The 15,373-nt window shown below is 74.9% G+C and carries 14 protein-coding genes; 10 read left to right on the top strand and 4 right to left on the bottom strand.

What is annotated here, in order from left to right; translation table 11 throughout:
• The first annotated feature begins 155 nt into the window (after positions 1–155).
• A complete protein-coding gene (locus Q6350_RS02355) occupies positions 156–1,571 on the top strand; it encodes a DEAD/DEAH box helicase (protein ID WP_305064966.1) in 1,416 nt (471 codons plus the stop codon).
• 40 nt (positions 1,572–1,611) lie between these two features.
• Positions 1,612–2,016, top strand: coding sequence for a peptide-methionine (R)-S-oxide reductase MsrB (gene msrB / locus Q6350_RS02350; protein WP_304602687.1), 405 nt, complete (start codon positions 1,612–1,614; stop codon positions 2,014–2,016).
• 39 nt (positions 2,017–2,055) lie between these two features.
• On the opposite strand, the gene Q6350_RS02345 is transcribed toward msrB, so the two are convergent.
• From Q6350_RS02345 to Q6350_RS02335, 3 genes are all read right to left on the bottom strand, one after another.
• Positions 2,056–2,595, bottom strand: coding sequence for a MarR family winged helix-turn-helix transcriptional regulator (locus Q6350_RS02345; RefSeq protein WP_171246529.1), 540 nt, complete (start codon positions 2,593–2,595; stop codon positions 2,056–2,058).
• Positions 2,596–2,704: 109 nt separating this feature from the next.
• Positions 2,705–4,366, bottom strand: coding sequence for an MDR family MFS transporter (locus Q6350_RS02340; RefSeq protein WP_305064963.1), 1,662 nt, complete (start codon positions 4,364–4,366; stop codon positions 2,705–2,707).
• The gene (locus tag Q6350_RS02335) at positions 4,363–4,815 is read right to left on the bottom strand and encodes a MarR family winged helix-turn-helix transcriptional regulator (RefSeq protein WP_305064962.1); all 453 of its coding nucleotides are present in this window, start codon (positions 4,813–4,815) and stop codon (positions 4,363–4,365) included. The genes Q6350_RS02340 and Q6350_RS02335 overlap by 4 nt, the downstream gene beginning before the upstream one ends.
• 122 nt (positions 4,816–4,937) lie before the next feature.
• On the opposite strand from Q6350_RS02335, the gene Q6350_RS02330 reads away from it, so the two are divergent.
• The 3 genes from Q6350_RS02330 (at position 4,938) to Q6350_RS02320 (ending at position 7,418) form a co-directional block, all read left to right on the top strand.
• Positions 4,938–5,537 (top strand): hypothetical protein, encoded by a 600-nt coding sequence (locus tag Q6350_RS02330; RefSeq protein ID WP_171246565.1) that lies wholly within the window; start codon positions 4,938–4,940, stop codon positions 5,535–5,537.
• A 250-nt stretch (positions 5,538–5,787) separates the two neighbouring features.
• Positions 5,788–6,408, top strand: coding sequence for a DUF47 domain-containing protein (locus Q6350_RS02325; RefSeq protein ID WP_171246526.1), 621 nt, complete (start codon positions 5,788–5,790; stop codon positions 6,406–6,408).
• 2 nt (positions 6,409–6,410) lie between these two features.
• Positions 6,411–7,418, top strand: coding sequence for an inorganic phosphate transporter (locus tag Q6350_RS02320; protein ID WP_304603086.1), 1,008 nt, complete (start codon positions 6,411–6,413; stop codon positions 7,416–7,418).
• A 3-nt stretch (positions 7,419–7,421) separates the two neighbouring features.
• Here the strand turns inward: Q6350_RS02320 and Q6350_RS02315 are convergent, their stop codons facing one another.
• Positions 7,422–8,195 carry an IclR family transcriptional regulator gene (locus Q6350_RS02315; protein WP_304602685.1) on the bottom strand — a complete coding sequence of 258 codons (774 nt, stop codon included), beginning with the start codon at positions 8,193–8,195 and terminating at the stop codon, positions 7,422–7,424.
• A 105-nt stretch (positions 8,196–8,300) separates the two neighbouring features.
• Between Q6350_RS02315 and hutH the strand changes: the two genes are divergently transcribed.
• Genes hutH through hutI form a run of 5 tightly spaced genes read left to right on the top strand, consistent with a single transcriptional unit; the run spans position 8,301 to position 15,357 of the window.
• Positions 8,301–9,920, top strand: coding sequence for a histidine ammonia-lyase (hutH, locus tag Q6350_RS02310; RefSeq protein ID WP_304602684.1), 1,620 nt, complete (start codon positions 8,301–8,303; stop codon positions 9,918–9,920).
• Positions 9,921–9,948: 28 nt separating this feature from the next.
• Complete coding sequence (hutU, locus tag Q6350_RS02305; RefSeq protein WP_304606670.1) at positions 9,949–11,622, top strand: urocanate hydratase; 1,674 nt, start codon at positions 9,949–9,951, stop codon at positions 11,620–11,622.
• Complete coding sequence (locus tag Q6350_RS02300; protein WP_304602682.1) at positions 11,619–12,827, top strand: allantoate amidohydrolase; 1,209 nt, start codon at positions 11,619–11,621, stop codon at positions 12,825–12,827. Before hutU ends, Q6350_RS02300 begins: the two co-directional genes overlap by 4 nt.
• Positions 12,824–14,176: a formimidoylglutamate deiminase gene (locus Q6350_RS02295; RefSeq protein ID WP_304602681.1), complete on the top strand. Its 1,353-nt coding sequence runs from the start codon at positions 12,824–12,826 to the stop codon at positions 14,174–14,176. The genes Q6350_RS02300 and Q6350_RS02295 overlap by 4 nt, the downstream gene beginning before the upstream one ends.
• Positions 14,173–15,357, top strand: a complete 1,185-nt coding sequence (hutI, locus tag Q6350_RS02290) for an imidazolonepropionase (RefSeq protein ID WP_305064959.1) — start codon at positions 14,173–14,175, stop codon at positions 15,355–15,357. Before Q6350_RS02295 ends, hutI begins: the two co-directional genes overlap by 4 nt.
• The last annotated feature ends 16 nt before the right edge of the window (positions 15,358–15,373 follow it).

Genomic DNA, 15,373 nt, shown 5'->3' with positions numbered 1-15,373 from the left:
GCCCGGGGCACGGCGGGTCCGAGCGACGGGCCGTGTGACAATGGGACCCGAGGGCGGCTGCGACACCCGCGCGCCCGGCGTCGTGGAGATCCCCCCGGATTGCGTGCGGCGGACCCCGACCGTGGACGTCGTCGACGTCCGGAGAGGCTTTTCTGTTGACTTCTTTCGCCGCATTCGGCCTGCCCGCCCCCGTCGTGGAGCACCTGACCCGGACGGGCATCACCACCCCCTTCCCCATCCAGTCGGCCTCGTTGCCCGACACGCTCGCGGGATCCGACGTCCTCGGCCGCGGCCGGACCGGGTCCGGCAAGACGCTCGCGTTCTCGTTGCCCGTCGTGACCCGGCTGGCGCAGCGTGCCGCGCGGGAGCGTGCGGCAGGCCGCCCGCGCCGGGTGCCGAACAGGCCCACCGCGCTGGTGCTGTGCCCGACGCGTGAGCTGGCGAACCAGATCGACGCGACGATGAAGCCGCTCGCCGAGGCGCTCGGCCTGCGGACGACGACGATCTTCGGCGGCGTCGCGCAGTCCCGCCAGGTCACGGCCCTCGGTCAGGGCGTCGACGTCGTCATCGCGTGCCCGGGGCGTCTCGAGGACCTGCTCAACCAGAAGGTGCTCACGCTCGAGGACGTGGCGATCACGGTGCTGGACGAGGCAGACCACATGGCCGACCTCGGGTTCCTGCCCGGCGTGAAGCGGATCATGGACCGCACGCCGCGCACCGGCCAGCGCCTGCTCTTCTCGGCCACGCTGGACAACGGCGTCGACGTCCTGGTCAAGCGCTACCTGAAGAACCCGGTGACCCACTCGGTCGACGAGGCCGCGGCCGCGCCGCCGAAGATGACGCACCACATCCTCGCGGTGGCGGACAAGGAGTCCAAGAAGCAGGTCGTCCACGAGCTCGCCCGCGGGACGGGCCGGCGGGTGCTGTTCACGCGGACGAAGCACCAGGCGAAGAAGCTCGCCCGGCAGCTCACCGCCGCCGGGGTGCCGGCCGTGGACCTGCACGGCAACCTCGGGCAGGGTGCGCGCGAACGCAACCTGGCCGCGTTCTCGACGGGTGACGTCAAGGTCATGGTCGCGACGGACATCGCCGCGCGCGGCATCCACGTCGACGAGATCGAGCTCGTCGTGCACGTCGACCCGCCGGCCGAGCACAAGGCGTACCTGCACCGGTCCGGGCGCACGGCGCGCGCCGGCTCGGGCGGCGACGTCGTCACCGTGATGCTCCCCGAGGAGCGTGGCGACGTGCGCGACCTGACCCGCAAGGCGCGGATCACCGCCCGCCCGCAGCCCGCCGCGCCCGGTGACGCGACGCTGACCGCGCTGGTCGGCGAGGTCGCCCCCTACGTGGCCCCGTCCGAGACGCCGCCGCAGCAGCAGGCGGGCCGCGCGTCCGGGAAGAAGCCGTCGGGGCAGGCCGCGACGGCCGGCGCCGGTGGCACGGGCGACGGTCGTCGCCGTCGCCGCCGGGGCCGTGGTGGCCAGGGCAGCCAGGGCGCGACCGCGCAGCCGCGTCAGGGTCAGCAGGGTCGGCAGCGGCCGTCGCGGTCCGGCGGCTCGCGGCAGCGCTGAGCCGGGGAACACCGCTCGGACGTGCGGTGTTGGCGCCGACATGAGCTACGACGTTTCCAAGACTGACGACCAGTGGCGCATCGAGCTGTCCCCGCAGGAGTTCTCGGTGCTGCGCCAGGCCGGGACGGAGCGGCCGTGGACGGGTGAGCTCCTCGACGAGCAGCGCGAGGGCGTGTACCGCTGTCGCGGCTGCGGCGGCGAGCTGTTCCGCAGCGAGACCAAGTTCGAATCCCACTGCGGGTGGCCGTCCTTCTACACCCCGTTGGCGGAGGACCGCGTCGAGCTGATCGAGGACCGGTCCCTGGGGATGGTGCGCATCGAGGTGCGCTGCGCGCGGTGCGGGTCCCACCTGGGCCACGTGTTCGACGACGCACCCCAGACGCCGACCGGTGACCGCTACTGCATGAACTCGGTCAGCATGACGTTCGAGCCCGTCGAGGGCTGAGCGACCGTCGGGGGCCGCCCGTCCGGGGCGGCCCCGCGGTCAGCCCGCCGTCGCGACGGACGGCGTGCCCGACGTGGCGGGCGACTCCTCGCCCTGACGGGTCCCCAGCCAGCGGACCACGTCGGCCGAGTAGCGGCGCAGCAGCGTGGCGAGCTCGGCGATGTCCTCCTCGGACCACGACGCCAGGGCACCCTCGAGCATGCCGATCCGTGCGTCGCGGGCGTGCTCGAACCGGGCGACGCCGTCGTCGGTGAGCGTGATGCACTGCCCGCGCGTGTCCTCGGGGTCGGTCTCGCGGTGCACCAGTCCGAGGTCCGCCATCCGGCTGAGCTGCCGGGAGACGGTGGCGCGGCCGACGCCGAAGTGTGCCGCCAGGTCGGACCCGCGGCTGTTCGGGTACTGGGCGATGTGGGCGAGCAGCGGGTAGGCCGACGCGTCGAGCTCCGGGTGGATGAGCCGGGCCATCTGGGCGGCCGTCGACTGGGCCCGCCGGATCAGCACGCGGACCTCGCGTTCCAGGGCACCCAGGGGGTCCGTCGTCGGGTCCGGCGGGGTCGTGGGCGCAGCGCTGTCGTGCATGTGCCCCATCATGGCGGTCCCTCGACGCTCTCGGGACGTTCCGGAGGTCACGATTTGAGCTCCGGCCCCCTGGAGCGGGTGAATTTCCCCCTGCCGGGCCGGGTGCCGGTCACTCCCGGGGGTCGACGGCGGGCGTGGTCCGATCCTCCGCGGCGGGGACGGGAGCGGGGTCCGTCGCCGCCTCCTGCTCCGCGACGAGGTCGCGGGTCTGCTCGATGCCGGACCGCTCGCCGAGGGGGATCTCGACGATGAAGCAGATCGCCACGAGCGCCACGACGGCCATCGGGACGGCGACGAGGAAGATCCCGGTGATCCCCTCGGTGTAGGCGGAGGACACGACGTCGGCGACCGGTGCCGGCAGCGTGGACATGTCGGGCACGGAGCCGCTGGACCCGCCGAGCGTCCCGGCGGGGACCCCGAGCCCGGCCAGGCCGCGCGTGATCTCGTCACGGACGTCGGCCGCCAGGACGGCGCCGAGGGCCGAGACGCCGATCGCGCCGCCCAGCGAGCGGAAGAACGCCACGGTGGCCGTGCCCGCGCCCATGTCGCGCAGGCCGAGCGTGTTCTGGGTGGCGAGCACGAGGTTCTGCATGAGCGCGCCCACGGACAGCCCGAGCCCGAACAGGAACACGGAGACCACGACCGGGCTGGTGCCGGTCCCGATCGTCGACATCCCGAACAGGGAGGCGGTCAGCACGACGGCCCCGCCGATCATGATCGCCTTGTAGCGGCCCGTGCGGGAGATGATCCGGCCGAGCACGATCCCGCCCACCATGGTGCCGACCACCATGGGGATCGTCTGCAGACCCGACTGGGTGGGTGTCATGCCCCGGGCCAGCTGCAGGTACTGGGCGAGGAACACCGCGGTGCCGAACATCGCCACGCCCACCGCCGCCGAGGCGACGACGGACAGCACGAACGTCCGGTTGCGGAACAGGTGCAGGGGGATGATCGGCTCGGGTGCGCGGCGCTCGACGAGGGCCGCGGCGAGGAGGGCGACGACGGCGCCGCCCACCATGGCGGCCGTCTGCCAGGACGCCCAGTCGAACTGGTCGCCGGCGAAGGTGACCCACAGCAGCAGGAGGGCGACCCCGAGGGCGATGAGCGCGGCGCCGGCGGCGTCGATGCGCACGGTGCGCGGCGGCCTGGCGGGCAGGTGCAGGGTCGTGCGGAGCACGACCAGGGCCACGACGGCGAACGGCACCCCGACGAAGAACGTCCAGCGCCAGCCGATCGAGTCGGTGATGACGCCGCCGAGCAGCGGGCCGCCGATCTGCGCCACGGCCATGACACCACCCATGAGGCCCATGTACTTGCCGCGTTCGCGGGGGCTGATGATGTCGGACATCAGCACGGTCGCCAGGGACATCAGCCCGCCGGCGCCGACGCCCTGCAGGGCGCGGGACGTGATGAGCATCTCCATGTTCTGGGCGAACCCGGCCGACGCCGCGGAGACCACGGTGATGAGCAGCGCCACCTGGATGAGCGTCTTGCGGTTCGTCAGGTCGGCGAGCTTGCCCCACAGGGGGGTGGAGATCGTCATCGTCAGCAGCATGGCCGTGACGACCCAGGTGTAGGCGTGCTGGGAGCCCTCGAGGTCGGCGACGATCCGCGGCAGCGCGGTCGAGACGATGGTGGTGGCGAGCAGGGAGACGAAGACGCCGAGCAGGATGCCCGAGAGGGCCTCCAGCGTCTCGCGGCGGGTCATCGCCGGGGCGCGGCTCGTCGCGGGCGTGTCGGTCGGGGTGGATCGGGTGGACGTGTCGGTCATCGGGGAGGGGCCTCCTGGCTGACGGAGCTGATGGCGTCCGCGACGTCGCGGACGTGGTCGATGGCGTCGGCGAGGTCCTCGGCCGACCAGTCGGCGAAGGCCTCGGCGACGAAGGCGTCGAACCGGTCGTCGCTCTGGGCGGCGAGCCGGTGGCCGGCGTCCGTGAGCTCGAGGGTGCGGGCGCGCCGGTCGGTCTCGTCGACGGTGCGTCGCACGTAGCCGCCCTCGACGAGCGCGCCGACCTGCCGGCTGGCGACCGAGGCGTCCACGCGCAGGGTGTCGGCGACCTCGCAGAGCTGGACGGGGCCGCGGACGCGCAGCAGTCGCACGACGCCGAGCGCGGCGCGGGGGCGCCCGAGGTCGCCGGCGATGCGGGCCGCGGCCTCGCGCTGGGCCCGGCTGAGCCGCTCGAGGGCCGTGACGAGAGCGGTGGTGGCGTCGTCGGACATCGCGCACCCCCTTTCGTTGCTTCGAGAAACAATAAGTCAAGTGCTTGCAGCATGCAAATATTCCGGTCGCCGACTGCGAGACTGGTGGGGTGACCGACCGCCCCCGCTTCCGCCGCCCCGCGATGCTCGACCCGGTCGAGGCCGAGAGCCTGCCGGGAGAGCTCGATCCCGCACGCCGCGACGAGGTGGCCCACACGACCGCCCGCGCCGTGGTCCACACCGCGCGCGCCGCCGAGGACCCGGAGGTGGTCGCACGCCTGGTCCGGCTCGTGGAGGAGGAGGGGCTGGACGTCGTGGCCGAGCTGTGGTCCGACGCCGCCCCCGCGTCCCTTCCCGGGGCGCTCTGGCGGCTGTACGCGCTGCGCGAGTGGGTGCGCCGGGACCCCCGGACCATCGGCCTGCGCTACCGCCTCGGGGTCGACGTGGCGCCCGTCCACGAGGTCGTCGCGGGGGTGCCGCGGCCGCCCACCCCGAGCGACCTGCGCGAGCTGGCCGACCGCGTCCTCTCGGGCGTCTACGGCGGCGACCTCGCCGTCGCGCTCGAGCGGGCCGCCGCCTTCTGCCGGATCCTGGCCACCGGCGCGGCCTACGACGCGGACGCCCGCGAGACGGCCGACCCGGACGCCGCCGCCCGCATGACCCGCGGGGCGAGCGACCTGACGCGCACGGCGGAGGAGCTGGAGCACGCCGCGGCGCTGTGGCGTGCGGGATCGCTCGACTGAGGCGAGAGGTTTCGACGTGTGCGGGTCGCGCCCTTACGATGGTGGGGCGGCGCCGGGCCGCGGTAGCCCCGGGCTCCATCTTCAGCCGCTTCGAGCGGCCACGCGCCGAGAGGCGCTCCCGGTCCGGCGTCGCACTTCTTCTCCTCCCACCGTCACGGAGCGGTGAATCTCCGTGACCGGAGTACGCGCTGCCCCGGGGCGGGTCCTACCCTGTGACTGACCAAAGCGTTCTTTCCCACCGGGGGTCTCTGTGCGTCTGCGCCTCACTCCGCGCGACTCGACCTACTACGAGCTGCTCGCCGCCCTCGCGCGGCACACCGTCACCGGTGCCTCGCTGCTCGCCGAGCTGCTGGGCGCCTCCCGGCCGGAGCGCGAGCAGATCGTCGCCCGCCTCGCCGAGGCGGAGCACCTCGCCGACGACGTCACGCACTCGATCAAGCGGCGGCTCAACCAGACCTTCGTGACGCCCTTCGACCGGGACGACCTGTACCACCTGGCCTCCGCCCTGGACGACTGCATGGACGCCATGGACGAGGCGGGGCACCTCATCGTGCTGTACAAGGTCTCCGAGCTGCCGATGGCCGTCTCCGAGCAGGTACAGGTGCTGCAGCGCTGCGCCGAGCTCACCGCGGACGCGATGCCGCGGCTGCGCAAGCTCGACCAGCTCCCCGAGTACTGCGTGGAGATCAACCGGCTCGAGAACCAGGGCGACAACCTGCACCGCTCCCTGCTCGGTCACCTGTTCGACAAGGTCGCCGACCCGATCCTGCTCATCAAGCTCAAGGAGATCGTCGACACCCTCGAGGAGGCCACCGACGCCTTCGAGCGCGTGGCCCACCTCGTCGAGTCCATCAGCGTCAAGGAGTCGTGACGGTGGAGGTCGCGCTGGTCGTCGTCATCGTGGTCGTCGCGCTGGGGTTCGCCTACACCAACGGCTTCCTCGACGCGGCGAACTCGATCGCGACCTCCGTCTCGACGCGGGCCCTGACCCCGCGCATCGCGGTGACGATGGCCGCGGGCATGAACTTCGTCGGCGCCCTGCTCGGCACGGAGGTGGCCGAGACCATCGCGACCTCGATCGTCGACCTCGACGGCGCGACCGCCCTGCAGTCCCTCGTCGTGGTGCTCAGCGCGCTGCTCGGCGCGATCGTGTGGAACCTGTACGCCTGGTGGTCCGGGATGCCCACCTCCTCGACCCACTCGCTCATCGGAGGGCTGCTGGGCGCCGGGCTGGCCGGCGGGATGGCGGTGTACGGCGCCGAGGTGGTCGACAAGGTCGTGCTGCCGATGCTGCTGTCCCCGGCGGTCGGGTTCGTCGGCGCCTTCGGTCTCATGCTCGCGCTGATGTGGCTGCTGCGGAACGTCGCCCCGGCACGGGTCAACCGGCGGTTCCGCCTCGCGCAGACCGCCTCGGCCGCCGCCATGGCGCTCGGGCACGGACTGCAGTCCGCGCAGAAGACGATGGGTGTCATCTGGCTCGCGCTGATCACCGTCGGCGCGGCCACGACGAGCGGCGGCGTCCCGCTGTGGGTCAAGATCTCGGCGGCCACCGCCATGGGGATCGGCACCTACGCGGGCGGTTGGCGCATCATGCGCACGCTCGGTCAGCGGATCATCGACCTCGACCCGGCGCGCGGGTTCGTCGCCGAGTCGGTCTCGGCGGTCGTGCTGTACGCGAACGCCATCGTGCTCTACGCCCCGGTGTCGAGCACGCACACCATCACCTCGGCCATCATGGGCGCCGGCGCCACCCGGCGCTGGACCGCCGTGCGCTGGGGCGTGGTCCGCACGATCGCGATCTACTGGTTGCTCACCGCCCCGGTGGCCGCGCTGCTCGCGGCGGCGGCGACGCTGGCGCTGCTGCCGCTCGTCGGCGGCTGACCCTCACCGGGGCCGGGCGCCCAGCCGGGTGCTGATCGCGGCGGCCGCCCGGGACACCTGGTCGGCCAGCCGCTCGCGGTCCTCGGGGCCCCGGTCGGCGGACCGGAAGGTCAGGGCGAGCCCGGCCACCGGCCGGTCGAGGTGGTCGACGACGACGTCCGCCACCGAGGCGAACCCGTCGGTCACCTCGCCGTCCTCGACCGCGTACCCCCGCCGCCGGACCTCGCGCAGCACCGTCCGCAGCTCGCTGAGCGTGCGCGGCCCCCGTCCCGTGCGGTCGCTGAACGCCCCGGTGGTCGGGTAGGCGGCCCGGACCTGGGCGGCGGGCAGATGGGCGAGGACCGCCCGCCCGGACGCCGTGAGGTGGGCGGGCAGGCGGACGTCGACGTCGGACACGAGCGGCGGGCGGCCCGGTGCCCGCTGCTCGACCAGGTAGAGCACCTCACGTCCGTTGAGGAGCGCGAGGTGGCCGTTCTCGCCGGTCGCCTCCACCAGCCGGGAGACCACGGGGCGGGCCAGCCGCGTCACGGGTGCCTGACGCGTGTAGGCGGTGCCGAGGCCGAGCGTGGCGACCCCGAGTCCGTAGCGGCGCTCCTCCGGGTAGTGGGTCACGAACCCCTCGTCGGCCAGGACGGACAGCAGGTGGTAGACGGAGGACCGGGGCAGGTCGAGGCTCGCGGCCACGGACGACGCGGGGACCGGGCCGGGCTGGGCGGCCAGGTGGGCGAGCAGGCGCGCCGTGGCGCGCGCCGCGGGGACGTCGCTGCTGCCTGCCACGCCGCACCACCTCCCTCGGCCGACCGGGACGTACTGTCTGGTATCCCAGACACTATCGCCGTCCGACGGCTCCCCGCCGACCGTCGGCGGGTGTGCGATGAGGGCATGAGCACGACGCACCCCTCGCCGCCGTCCCCCGTCACCGACGGCCGGGGGACCACCACGGTCCTGCTGGACGGGTCCCCCCTGCGGGTCGACCAGGTCGTCGCCGTCGCACGCCACGGCGCCCCGGTCTCCGTGGGTGCCGCGGCCCGGGACGCGATGGCGCGCTCCCGGGCCGTGATCGACGCGCTGGCGGACGACGTCGTCCCCCACTACGGCGTGTCCACCGGGTTCGGCGCCCTCGCCCGCCGGCACATCCCCGCCGGGTCGCGGGCCCAGCTCCAGCTCTCCCTCGTGCGCTCCCACGCCGCGGGGTCCGGGCCCGAGGTGGAGACCGAGGTGGTGCGCGCCCTGCAGCTGCTGCGCCTGGCCACGCTGTGCACCGGCCGCACGGGTGTCCGTCCCGAGGTCGCCGAGACCTACGCGGCGATGCTGAACGCGGGGCTCACCCCCGTCGTCCACGAGTACGGCTCCCTGGGCTGTTCCGGCGATCTCGCACCGCTCGCCCATGTCGCCCTGGCCGCCCTCGGCGAGGGCGAGGTCCGGGACGCCGCGGGCACCCGCCACCCGGCCGGGGAGGCGCTGGCCGCGGCCGGGATCGAGCCGCTGGCCCTGCAGGAGAAGGAGGGGCTGGCCCTCATCAACGGCACCGACGGGATGCTCGGCCAGCTCTGCCTGGCCCTGGACGACCTGCAGGGCCTGCTCGCCGCCGCCGACGTCGCAGCCGCGCAGAGCGTCGAGGCGCTGCTGGGCTCCGACGCCCCGTACGCGGCCGATCTCGTGGCGATGCGCCCCCACCCGGGGCAGGCGGCGTCGGCGGCGAACCTGCGGGCGTTGCTCGCCGGGTCCCCGCTCATGGCCAGCCACCGCGAGCTCGAGCCCGACGGGACACCGTCCTGCACCCGCGTCCAGGACGCCTACTCGCTGCGCTGCGCGCCCCAGGTGCACGGCGCCGCCCGCGACACCCTCGACCACGCGCGCCTCGTCGCCGACCGGGAGCTGGCCGCGGCGATCGACAACCCGGTGGTGACGGTGGACGGCCGGGTGGAGTCCAACGGCAACTTCCACGGCGCCCCCGTGGCGTACGTCCTGGACTTCGTGGCGATCGCGGTGGCCGACGTCGCCGGCATCAGCGAGCGCCGCACCGACAGGTTCCTCGACGTCGCGCGCAACGAGGGCCTGCCGCCGTTCCTGGCCGACGACCCCGGCGTGGACTCGGGGCTGATGATCGCCCAGTACACGGCCGCGGGGATCGTCTCCGAGCTCAAGCGTCTCGCGGCGCCGGCGAGCGTGGACTCGATCCCGTCCTCGGCCATGCAGGAGGACCACGTCTCCATGGGCTGGGCCGGTGCCCGCAAGCTGCGCCGCGCCGTCGACGGGCTGAGCCGGGTCCTGGCGATCGAGCTGCTCACCGCCGCCCGGGCCCTGGACCTGCGCGCCGCCGCGGACCCGGCCCACGGGCCGGCCGCGGGCACCGGCGCCGTCCGCGACCTGCTGCGCACCCGGGTCGCGGGCCCGGGGCCCGACCGGTACCTGACGCCGGAGATCGACGCCGTCGTCGACCTCGTGGTCGGCGGGGCCGTGCTGGACGCCGCGACCGCCGCCGTCGGCGAGCTCGCCTGACCGACCCGACCCACCCGAGGAGTCACCGATGACGACCTACGACCGCGGCACCCCCGTGCCGGTCCGTGCCCCGCGCGGCACCACCCTGACCGCCCGGAGCTGGCAGACCGAGGCGCCGCTGCGCATGCTGCAGAACAACCTCGACCCGGAGGTCGCCGAGCGTCCCGACGACCTGGTCGTCTACGGCGGCACGGGCCGTGCCGCCCGGGACTGGCCGAGCTTCCACGCGATGGTCCGCACGCTGACGGACCTGCGCGCGGACGAGACGATGCTCGTGCAGTCCGGCAAACCGGTGGGGGTGCTGCGGACCCACGAGTGGGCGCCGCGGGTGCTCATCGCCAACTCCCACCTCGTGGGGGACTGGGCCACCTGGCCGGAGTTCCGCCGTCTCGAGCAGCTCGGGCTGACGATGTACGGGCAGATGACGGCCGGGTCGTGGATCTACATCGGCGCGCAGGGCATCCTGCAGGGCACCTACGAGACGCTCGCCGCGGTGGCCGCCAGGCGTTTCGGCGGCACGCTGGCCGGGACGCTGACGGTCACGGGCGGCTGCGGCGGCATGGGCGGCGCGCAGCCGCTCGCCGTCACCCTCAACGGGGGTGTCTGCCTCGTGGTCGACGTCGACCGGGCGCGTCTCGACCGGCGCGTGCGCGAGCGCTACCTGGACGTCGTCGCGGACTCCCTCGACGACGCCCTGCAGCGGGTGCAGGAGGCGAAGGCCGCCGCCCGGCCGCTGTCGGTCGGGCTGACCGGGAACAGCGCGGAGGTGCTGCCCGAGCTGCTGCGCCGCGGCGCGGACGTGGACGTCGTCACCGACCAGACCTCCGCGCACGACCCGCTGTCCTACCTCCCGGTGGGCGTCGACGTCGCCGACTGGGCCGAGTACGCCGCCGCGAAGCCCGAGGAGTTCACCGACCGGGCCCGCGAGTCGATGGCCCGGCACGTGGAGGCCATGGTCGGCTTCCAGGACGCCGGTGCCGAGGTGTTCGACTACGGCAACTCGATCCGCGACGAGGCACGCCAGGGCGGTTACGAGCGGGCCTTCGCGTTCCCGGGCTTCGTGCCCGCCTACATCCGCCCGCTGTTCGCCCAGGGCAAGGGGCCGTTCCGGTGGGCGGCGCTGTCCGGGGACCCGCGCGACATCGCGGCCACCGACCGGGCCGTGCTCGACCTCTTCCCCGACGACGACCACCTGCACCGGTGGATCCGCGCCGCCCAGGACAAGGTCGCCTTCCAGGGGCTGCCCGCGCGCATCTGCTGGCTCGGGCACGGCGAGCGCGACCGGGCGGGGCTGCGCTTCAACGAGCTGGTCGAGTCCGGCGAGATCAGCGCGCCGATCGTCATCGGGCGCGACCACCTCGACTCCGGATCGGTGGCCTCGCCCTACCGCGAGACCGAGGCGATGGCGGACGGCTCCGACGCGATCGCGGACTGGCCGCTGCTCAACGCGATGGTCAACACCGCCTCCGGCGCCACCTGGGTGTCGCTGCACCACGGCGGCGGCGTCGGGATGGGGCGGTCGATCCACGCCGGCCAGGTGACCGTCGCCGACGGCACCGACCTGGCCGCGCAGAAGCTCGAGCGGGTGCTGTCCAACGACCCGGCCACGGGCGTGCTGCGGCACGCCGACGCCGGGTACGACGACGCCCTCGCCGCGGCTGAACGTGGTGGCCTCGAGCTGCCGATGCGGGGTGACGCGTGAGCGGTGTCGCGGGACTCCTGCGGGACCTCGCCGACGTCGGACGGGCCCCGAGCGGCGGGTACGCCCGCTTCGCCTGGACGACGGCGGACCTCACCCTGCGCGAGTGGTTCGTCGCCGAGGCCGCCGCTCGCGGGCTCGACGTCACCGTGGACCGCGCCGGGAACCAGTGGGCGTGGTGGGGCGACCCGGACGCCGACGGCCCCGGCGTCGTCACCGGCAGCCATCTCGACTCGGTGCCCGGGGGCGGCGCGTTCGACGGCCCGCTGGGCGTCGCGAGCGCCTTCGCGGCCGTCGACCTGCTGCGGGCCCGCGGTGTGCGCCCCGCCCGGCCCCTCGGCGTCGTGAACTTCTCCGACGAGGAGGGCGCCCGGTTCGGGCTGGCCTGCCTCGGGTCCCGGGCCGTGACGGGCACCGCGGGTGCCGACCGTCTGCTCGGTCTGCGTGACGACGCCGGGGACACCCTCGCCGACGTGCTGGCCGGGGCGGGCCTGGACCCGGTCGGCTACGGGCGCGACACCGAGGCGCTGGCCCGGGTGGGCACCTTCGTCGAGCTGCACGTGGAGCAGGGGCGGTACCTCGCGGACCTGCACGGCGACGACGAATCGCCCGTCGCGGTGGCGTCGGCGATCTGGCCGCACGGCCGCTGGCGGGTCGACCTGCACGGCGAGGCGAACCACGCGGGCACGACGCCGCTGGCCCACCGGCACGACCCGATGCTGGACCTGGCCGGGCTGATCCAGGAGGTCCGAGCCGCCGCCGGGTCGGCCGACGCGCTCGCCACCGTCGCGAAGGTCTCCGTGGAGCCGAACGGCGTCAACGCGATCCCCTCGCGGGTCCGGGCCTGGATCGACTCCCGGGCACCCCGCGAGGACGCCGTGCACCGGGTCCTCGCCGACCTGTCGGGCTACGGCCCCGTCGAGGAGTCCTGGTCCCCGGCCACCGTGTTCGACCCGGCCCTGGCCGCCCGCCTGGCCGACGTCGTCGGACGACCCGCCGGGGGCGCACCCGCGCCCGTGATCGGGACCGGCGCCGGGCACGACGCCGGCATCCTCGCCGCCACCGGCGTGGCGACCGCGATGCTGTTCGTCCGCAACCCCACGGGTGCCTCCCACACCCCCACCGAGTACGCCGAGGCGGCCGACTGCGAGGCCGGTGTCGCGGCGCTCGCGGACGTCCTGACCGACCTCCTGGGGGAGGCCGCGTGAGCTTCTGGTGCGAGCACGCGTGGCTGCCGGGCGGCCTCGCCGCCGGGGTGCGCGTCGAGACCGACGCCGGCCGGGTGACCGCCGTCGAACCCGGGACCACGCCGGACCCGACCGACACGGTGCTGCCCGGCGTCGTCCTGCCCGGGCTGGCGGACGCGCACTCGCACGCCTTCCACCGGGCGCTGCGCGGACGCACGCACGACGACGGCGGATCCTTCTGGACCTGGCGCGAGCGCATGTACGCCGTCGCCGACGTCCTGACCCCCGCGGCGTACGAGGAGCTGGCCACGGCGACCTACGCGGAGCTGGCGCTCGCGGGTGTGACGGCGGTCGGGGAGTTCCACTACGTGCACCACGCGCCGGACGGCGGCCGGTACGACGACCCGCACGCCATGGCCGGGGCGCTGCGGCGGGCCGCCTCCCGGGCCGGTGTGCGCCTGACGCTGCTCGACACCTGCTACCTCCACGGTGGTCTCGAGGACGGTTCGTACCAGCCGCTCGCGCCCGCGCAGCGGCGCTTCGGCGACGGGGACGCCGACGCCTGGCGGACCCGCGTGGAGGAGCTCCGGTCGGCCTGGGCGGGAGCGGACGACGTCCGCGTCGGGGCGGCCGTGCACTCGGTGCGGGCCCTCGCCCCGGAGGAGATCGCCGTCGTCGCGGCCTGGGCGCGGGAGCACGGGGCCCCGCTGCACGCGCACCTGTCCGAGCAGCCCGGCGAGAACCGGGCGGCACGGACGGCCCACGGGACGAGCCCCACGGGGGTGCTCGACGCCGCCGGTGCGCTCGGCCCGCGCACCACCGTGGTGCACGGCGTCCACCTGGACGCCGACGACGTCGCCCGGCTGGCCGCGTCCGGCACCGCCGTGTGCGTCTGCCCGACGACCGAACGCGACCTGGCCGACGGACTCGCCCCCGTCGACCGACTCGCCGCGACCGGGGTGCCGCTGTGCGTCGGCTCCGACCAGCACGTGGCCGCCGACCTGCTCGCCGAGGCACGCGGGCTGGAGGAGCACGCCCGGCTGCGCACCGGCCGCCGGGGCGTGCTCGCACCCGCCGCCGTGGTCGAGGCGGCCACCGCGGCGGGCCACCGCGCGCTCGGCTGGGACGACGCCGGCCGGATCGAGGTCGGGGCGCGGGCCGACCTCGTCGCCGTGGCCCTCGACACGCCGGCCACGGCGGGTACCGACCCCGCCCAGGCCGCGCTGGTCGCCGGGGCCCGCGACGTGCGGACCGTGGTCCGCGACGGACGCACCGTGGTCCGCGACGGGCGGCACGTCGACCTGGACGTGGCCTCCGCCCTGCGGACGTCGATCGCGAGGATCTGGGACCTCGTGGAGGAGGGACGATGACGGAACCGGCCGAGGACCGCACGCTGCTCGTCACGGGCATCGGCGAGCTCGTCGCCCACGACCCCGCGCACGGCCCGTCGGGGGTCCTGACCGACGCCGCGCTGGTGGTCTCCAGCGGTCGGGTCGTCTGGACAGGCCCCGCCGCACGGGCCCCGGCCGCGGACGACCGGCTCGACGTCGAGGGACGCTGCGTGGTGCCCGGGTTCGTGGACTCGCACTCGCACGTCGTCTTCGCCGGGGACCGGTCCGCGGAGTTCGCCGCCCGGATGGCCGGCGAGCCCTACACCGGCGGGGGCATCGCCACCACCGTGGCGGCCACGCGGGCCGCCTCCGACGACGTGCTGCGCCACGGCGCGGGACGCCTCGTGGCGGAGATGCTCGCCCAGGGGACCACGACCGTCGAGATCAAGAGCGGGTACGGCCAGGACGTCGCCACCGAGGAACGCATGCTGCGCCTGGCGCGCGAGCTCACCGACGAGACGACGTTCCTCGGCGCCCACACCGTGCCGGCCGAGCTCGACCGTCGTGCCTACCTCGACCTCGTCACCGGGCCGATGCTCGCCGCCTGCGCACCCCACGCGCGGTGGGTCGACGTCTTCTGCGAACCCGCCGCAGCCACGGCGTTCGACGCCGACGAGTCCCGGGAGGTCCTGGAGGCCGGGATCCGTGCCGGGCTGCTGCCCCGCGTGCACGGCAACCAGCTCGGGCCCGGTCCCGGCGTCCGGCTCGCCGTCGAGGTCGGTGCCGCCAGCGTCGACCACTGCACCTACCTCACCGGCGACGACGTCGCGGCCCTGGCCGGGTCGAGCACGGTGGCGACGCTGCTGCCCGCCGTGGAGTTCTCCACCCGCTCGCCCTACCCGGACGCGCGGGCGCTCCTCGACGCGGGCGTCGCCGTCGCCCTGGCCACCGACTGCAACCCCGGCAGCTGCTACTCCTCGTCGATGCCGTTCGTCGTGGCGCTCGCCGTGCGGGAGATGGGTCTGACACCGCTGGAGGCCGTGCACGCCGCCACCGCCGGGGGAGCCGCGGCCCTGCGGCGCGACGACGTCGGGACGCTCCGGCCCGGGGCGCGGGCCGACCTCGTCGTGCTCGACGCGCCCTCGCACGTGCACCTGGCCTACCGCCCGGGCGTGCCGATCGTCCGCACGGTCCTGCAGGGCGGGCGCCCCGTCGGCTGACCGGTCCGGTGCGGGC

Source organism: Isoptericola sp. b515, from assembly GCF_030588125.1.
Classification (GTDB): Bacteria; Actinomycetota; Actinomycetes; order Actinomycetales; family Cellulomonadaceae; genus Isoptericola; species Isoptericola sediminis.
Note: the sequence above shows the minus strand (reverse complement) of the source record. Positions and strands in the feature narration are given on the sequence as shown.

Bases quoted from the DNA above. Each gene is read 5' to 3' on its own strand.
- hutH (WP_304602684.1), top strand. From the start codon at position 8,301: ATGAGCACGACGCACCCCTCGCCGCCGTCCCCCGTCACCGACGGCCGG.
- Q6350_RS02335 (WP_305064962.1), bottom strand. From the start codon at position 4,815: ATGTCCGACGACGCCACCACCGCTCTCGTCACGGCCCTCGAGCGGCTC.
- hutI (WP_305064959.1), top strand. From the start codon at position 14,173: ATGACGGAACCGGCCGAGGACCGCACGCTGCTCGTCACGGGCATCGGC.
- Q6350_RS02345 (WP_171246529.1), bottom strand. From the start codon at position 2,595: ATGCACGACAGCGCTGCGCCCACGACCCCGCCGGACCCGACGACGGAC.
- Q6350_RS02330 (WP_171246565.1), top strand. From the start codon at position 4,938: ATGCTCGACCCGGTCGAGGCCGAGAGCCTGCCGGGAGAGCTCGATCCC.
- hutU (WP_304606670.1), top strand. From the start codon at position 9,949: ATGACGACCTACGACCGCGGCACCCCCGTGCCGGTCCGTGCCCCGCGC.
- Q6350_RS02340 (WP_305064963.1), bottom strand. From the start codon at position 4,366: ATGACCGACACGTCCACCCGATCCACCCCGACCGACACGCCCGCGACG.
- msrB (WP_304602687.1), top strand. From the start codon at position 1,612: ATGAGCTACGACGTTTCCAAGACTGACGACCAGTGGCGCATCGAGCTG.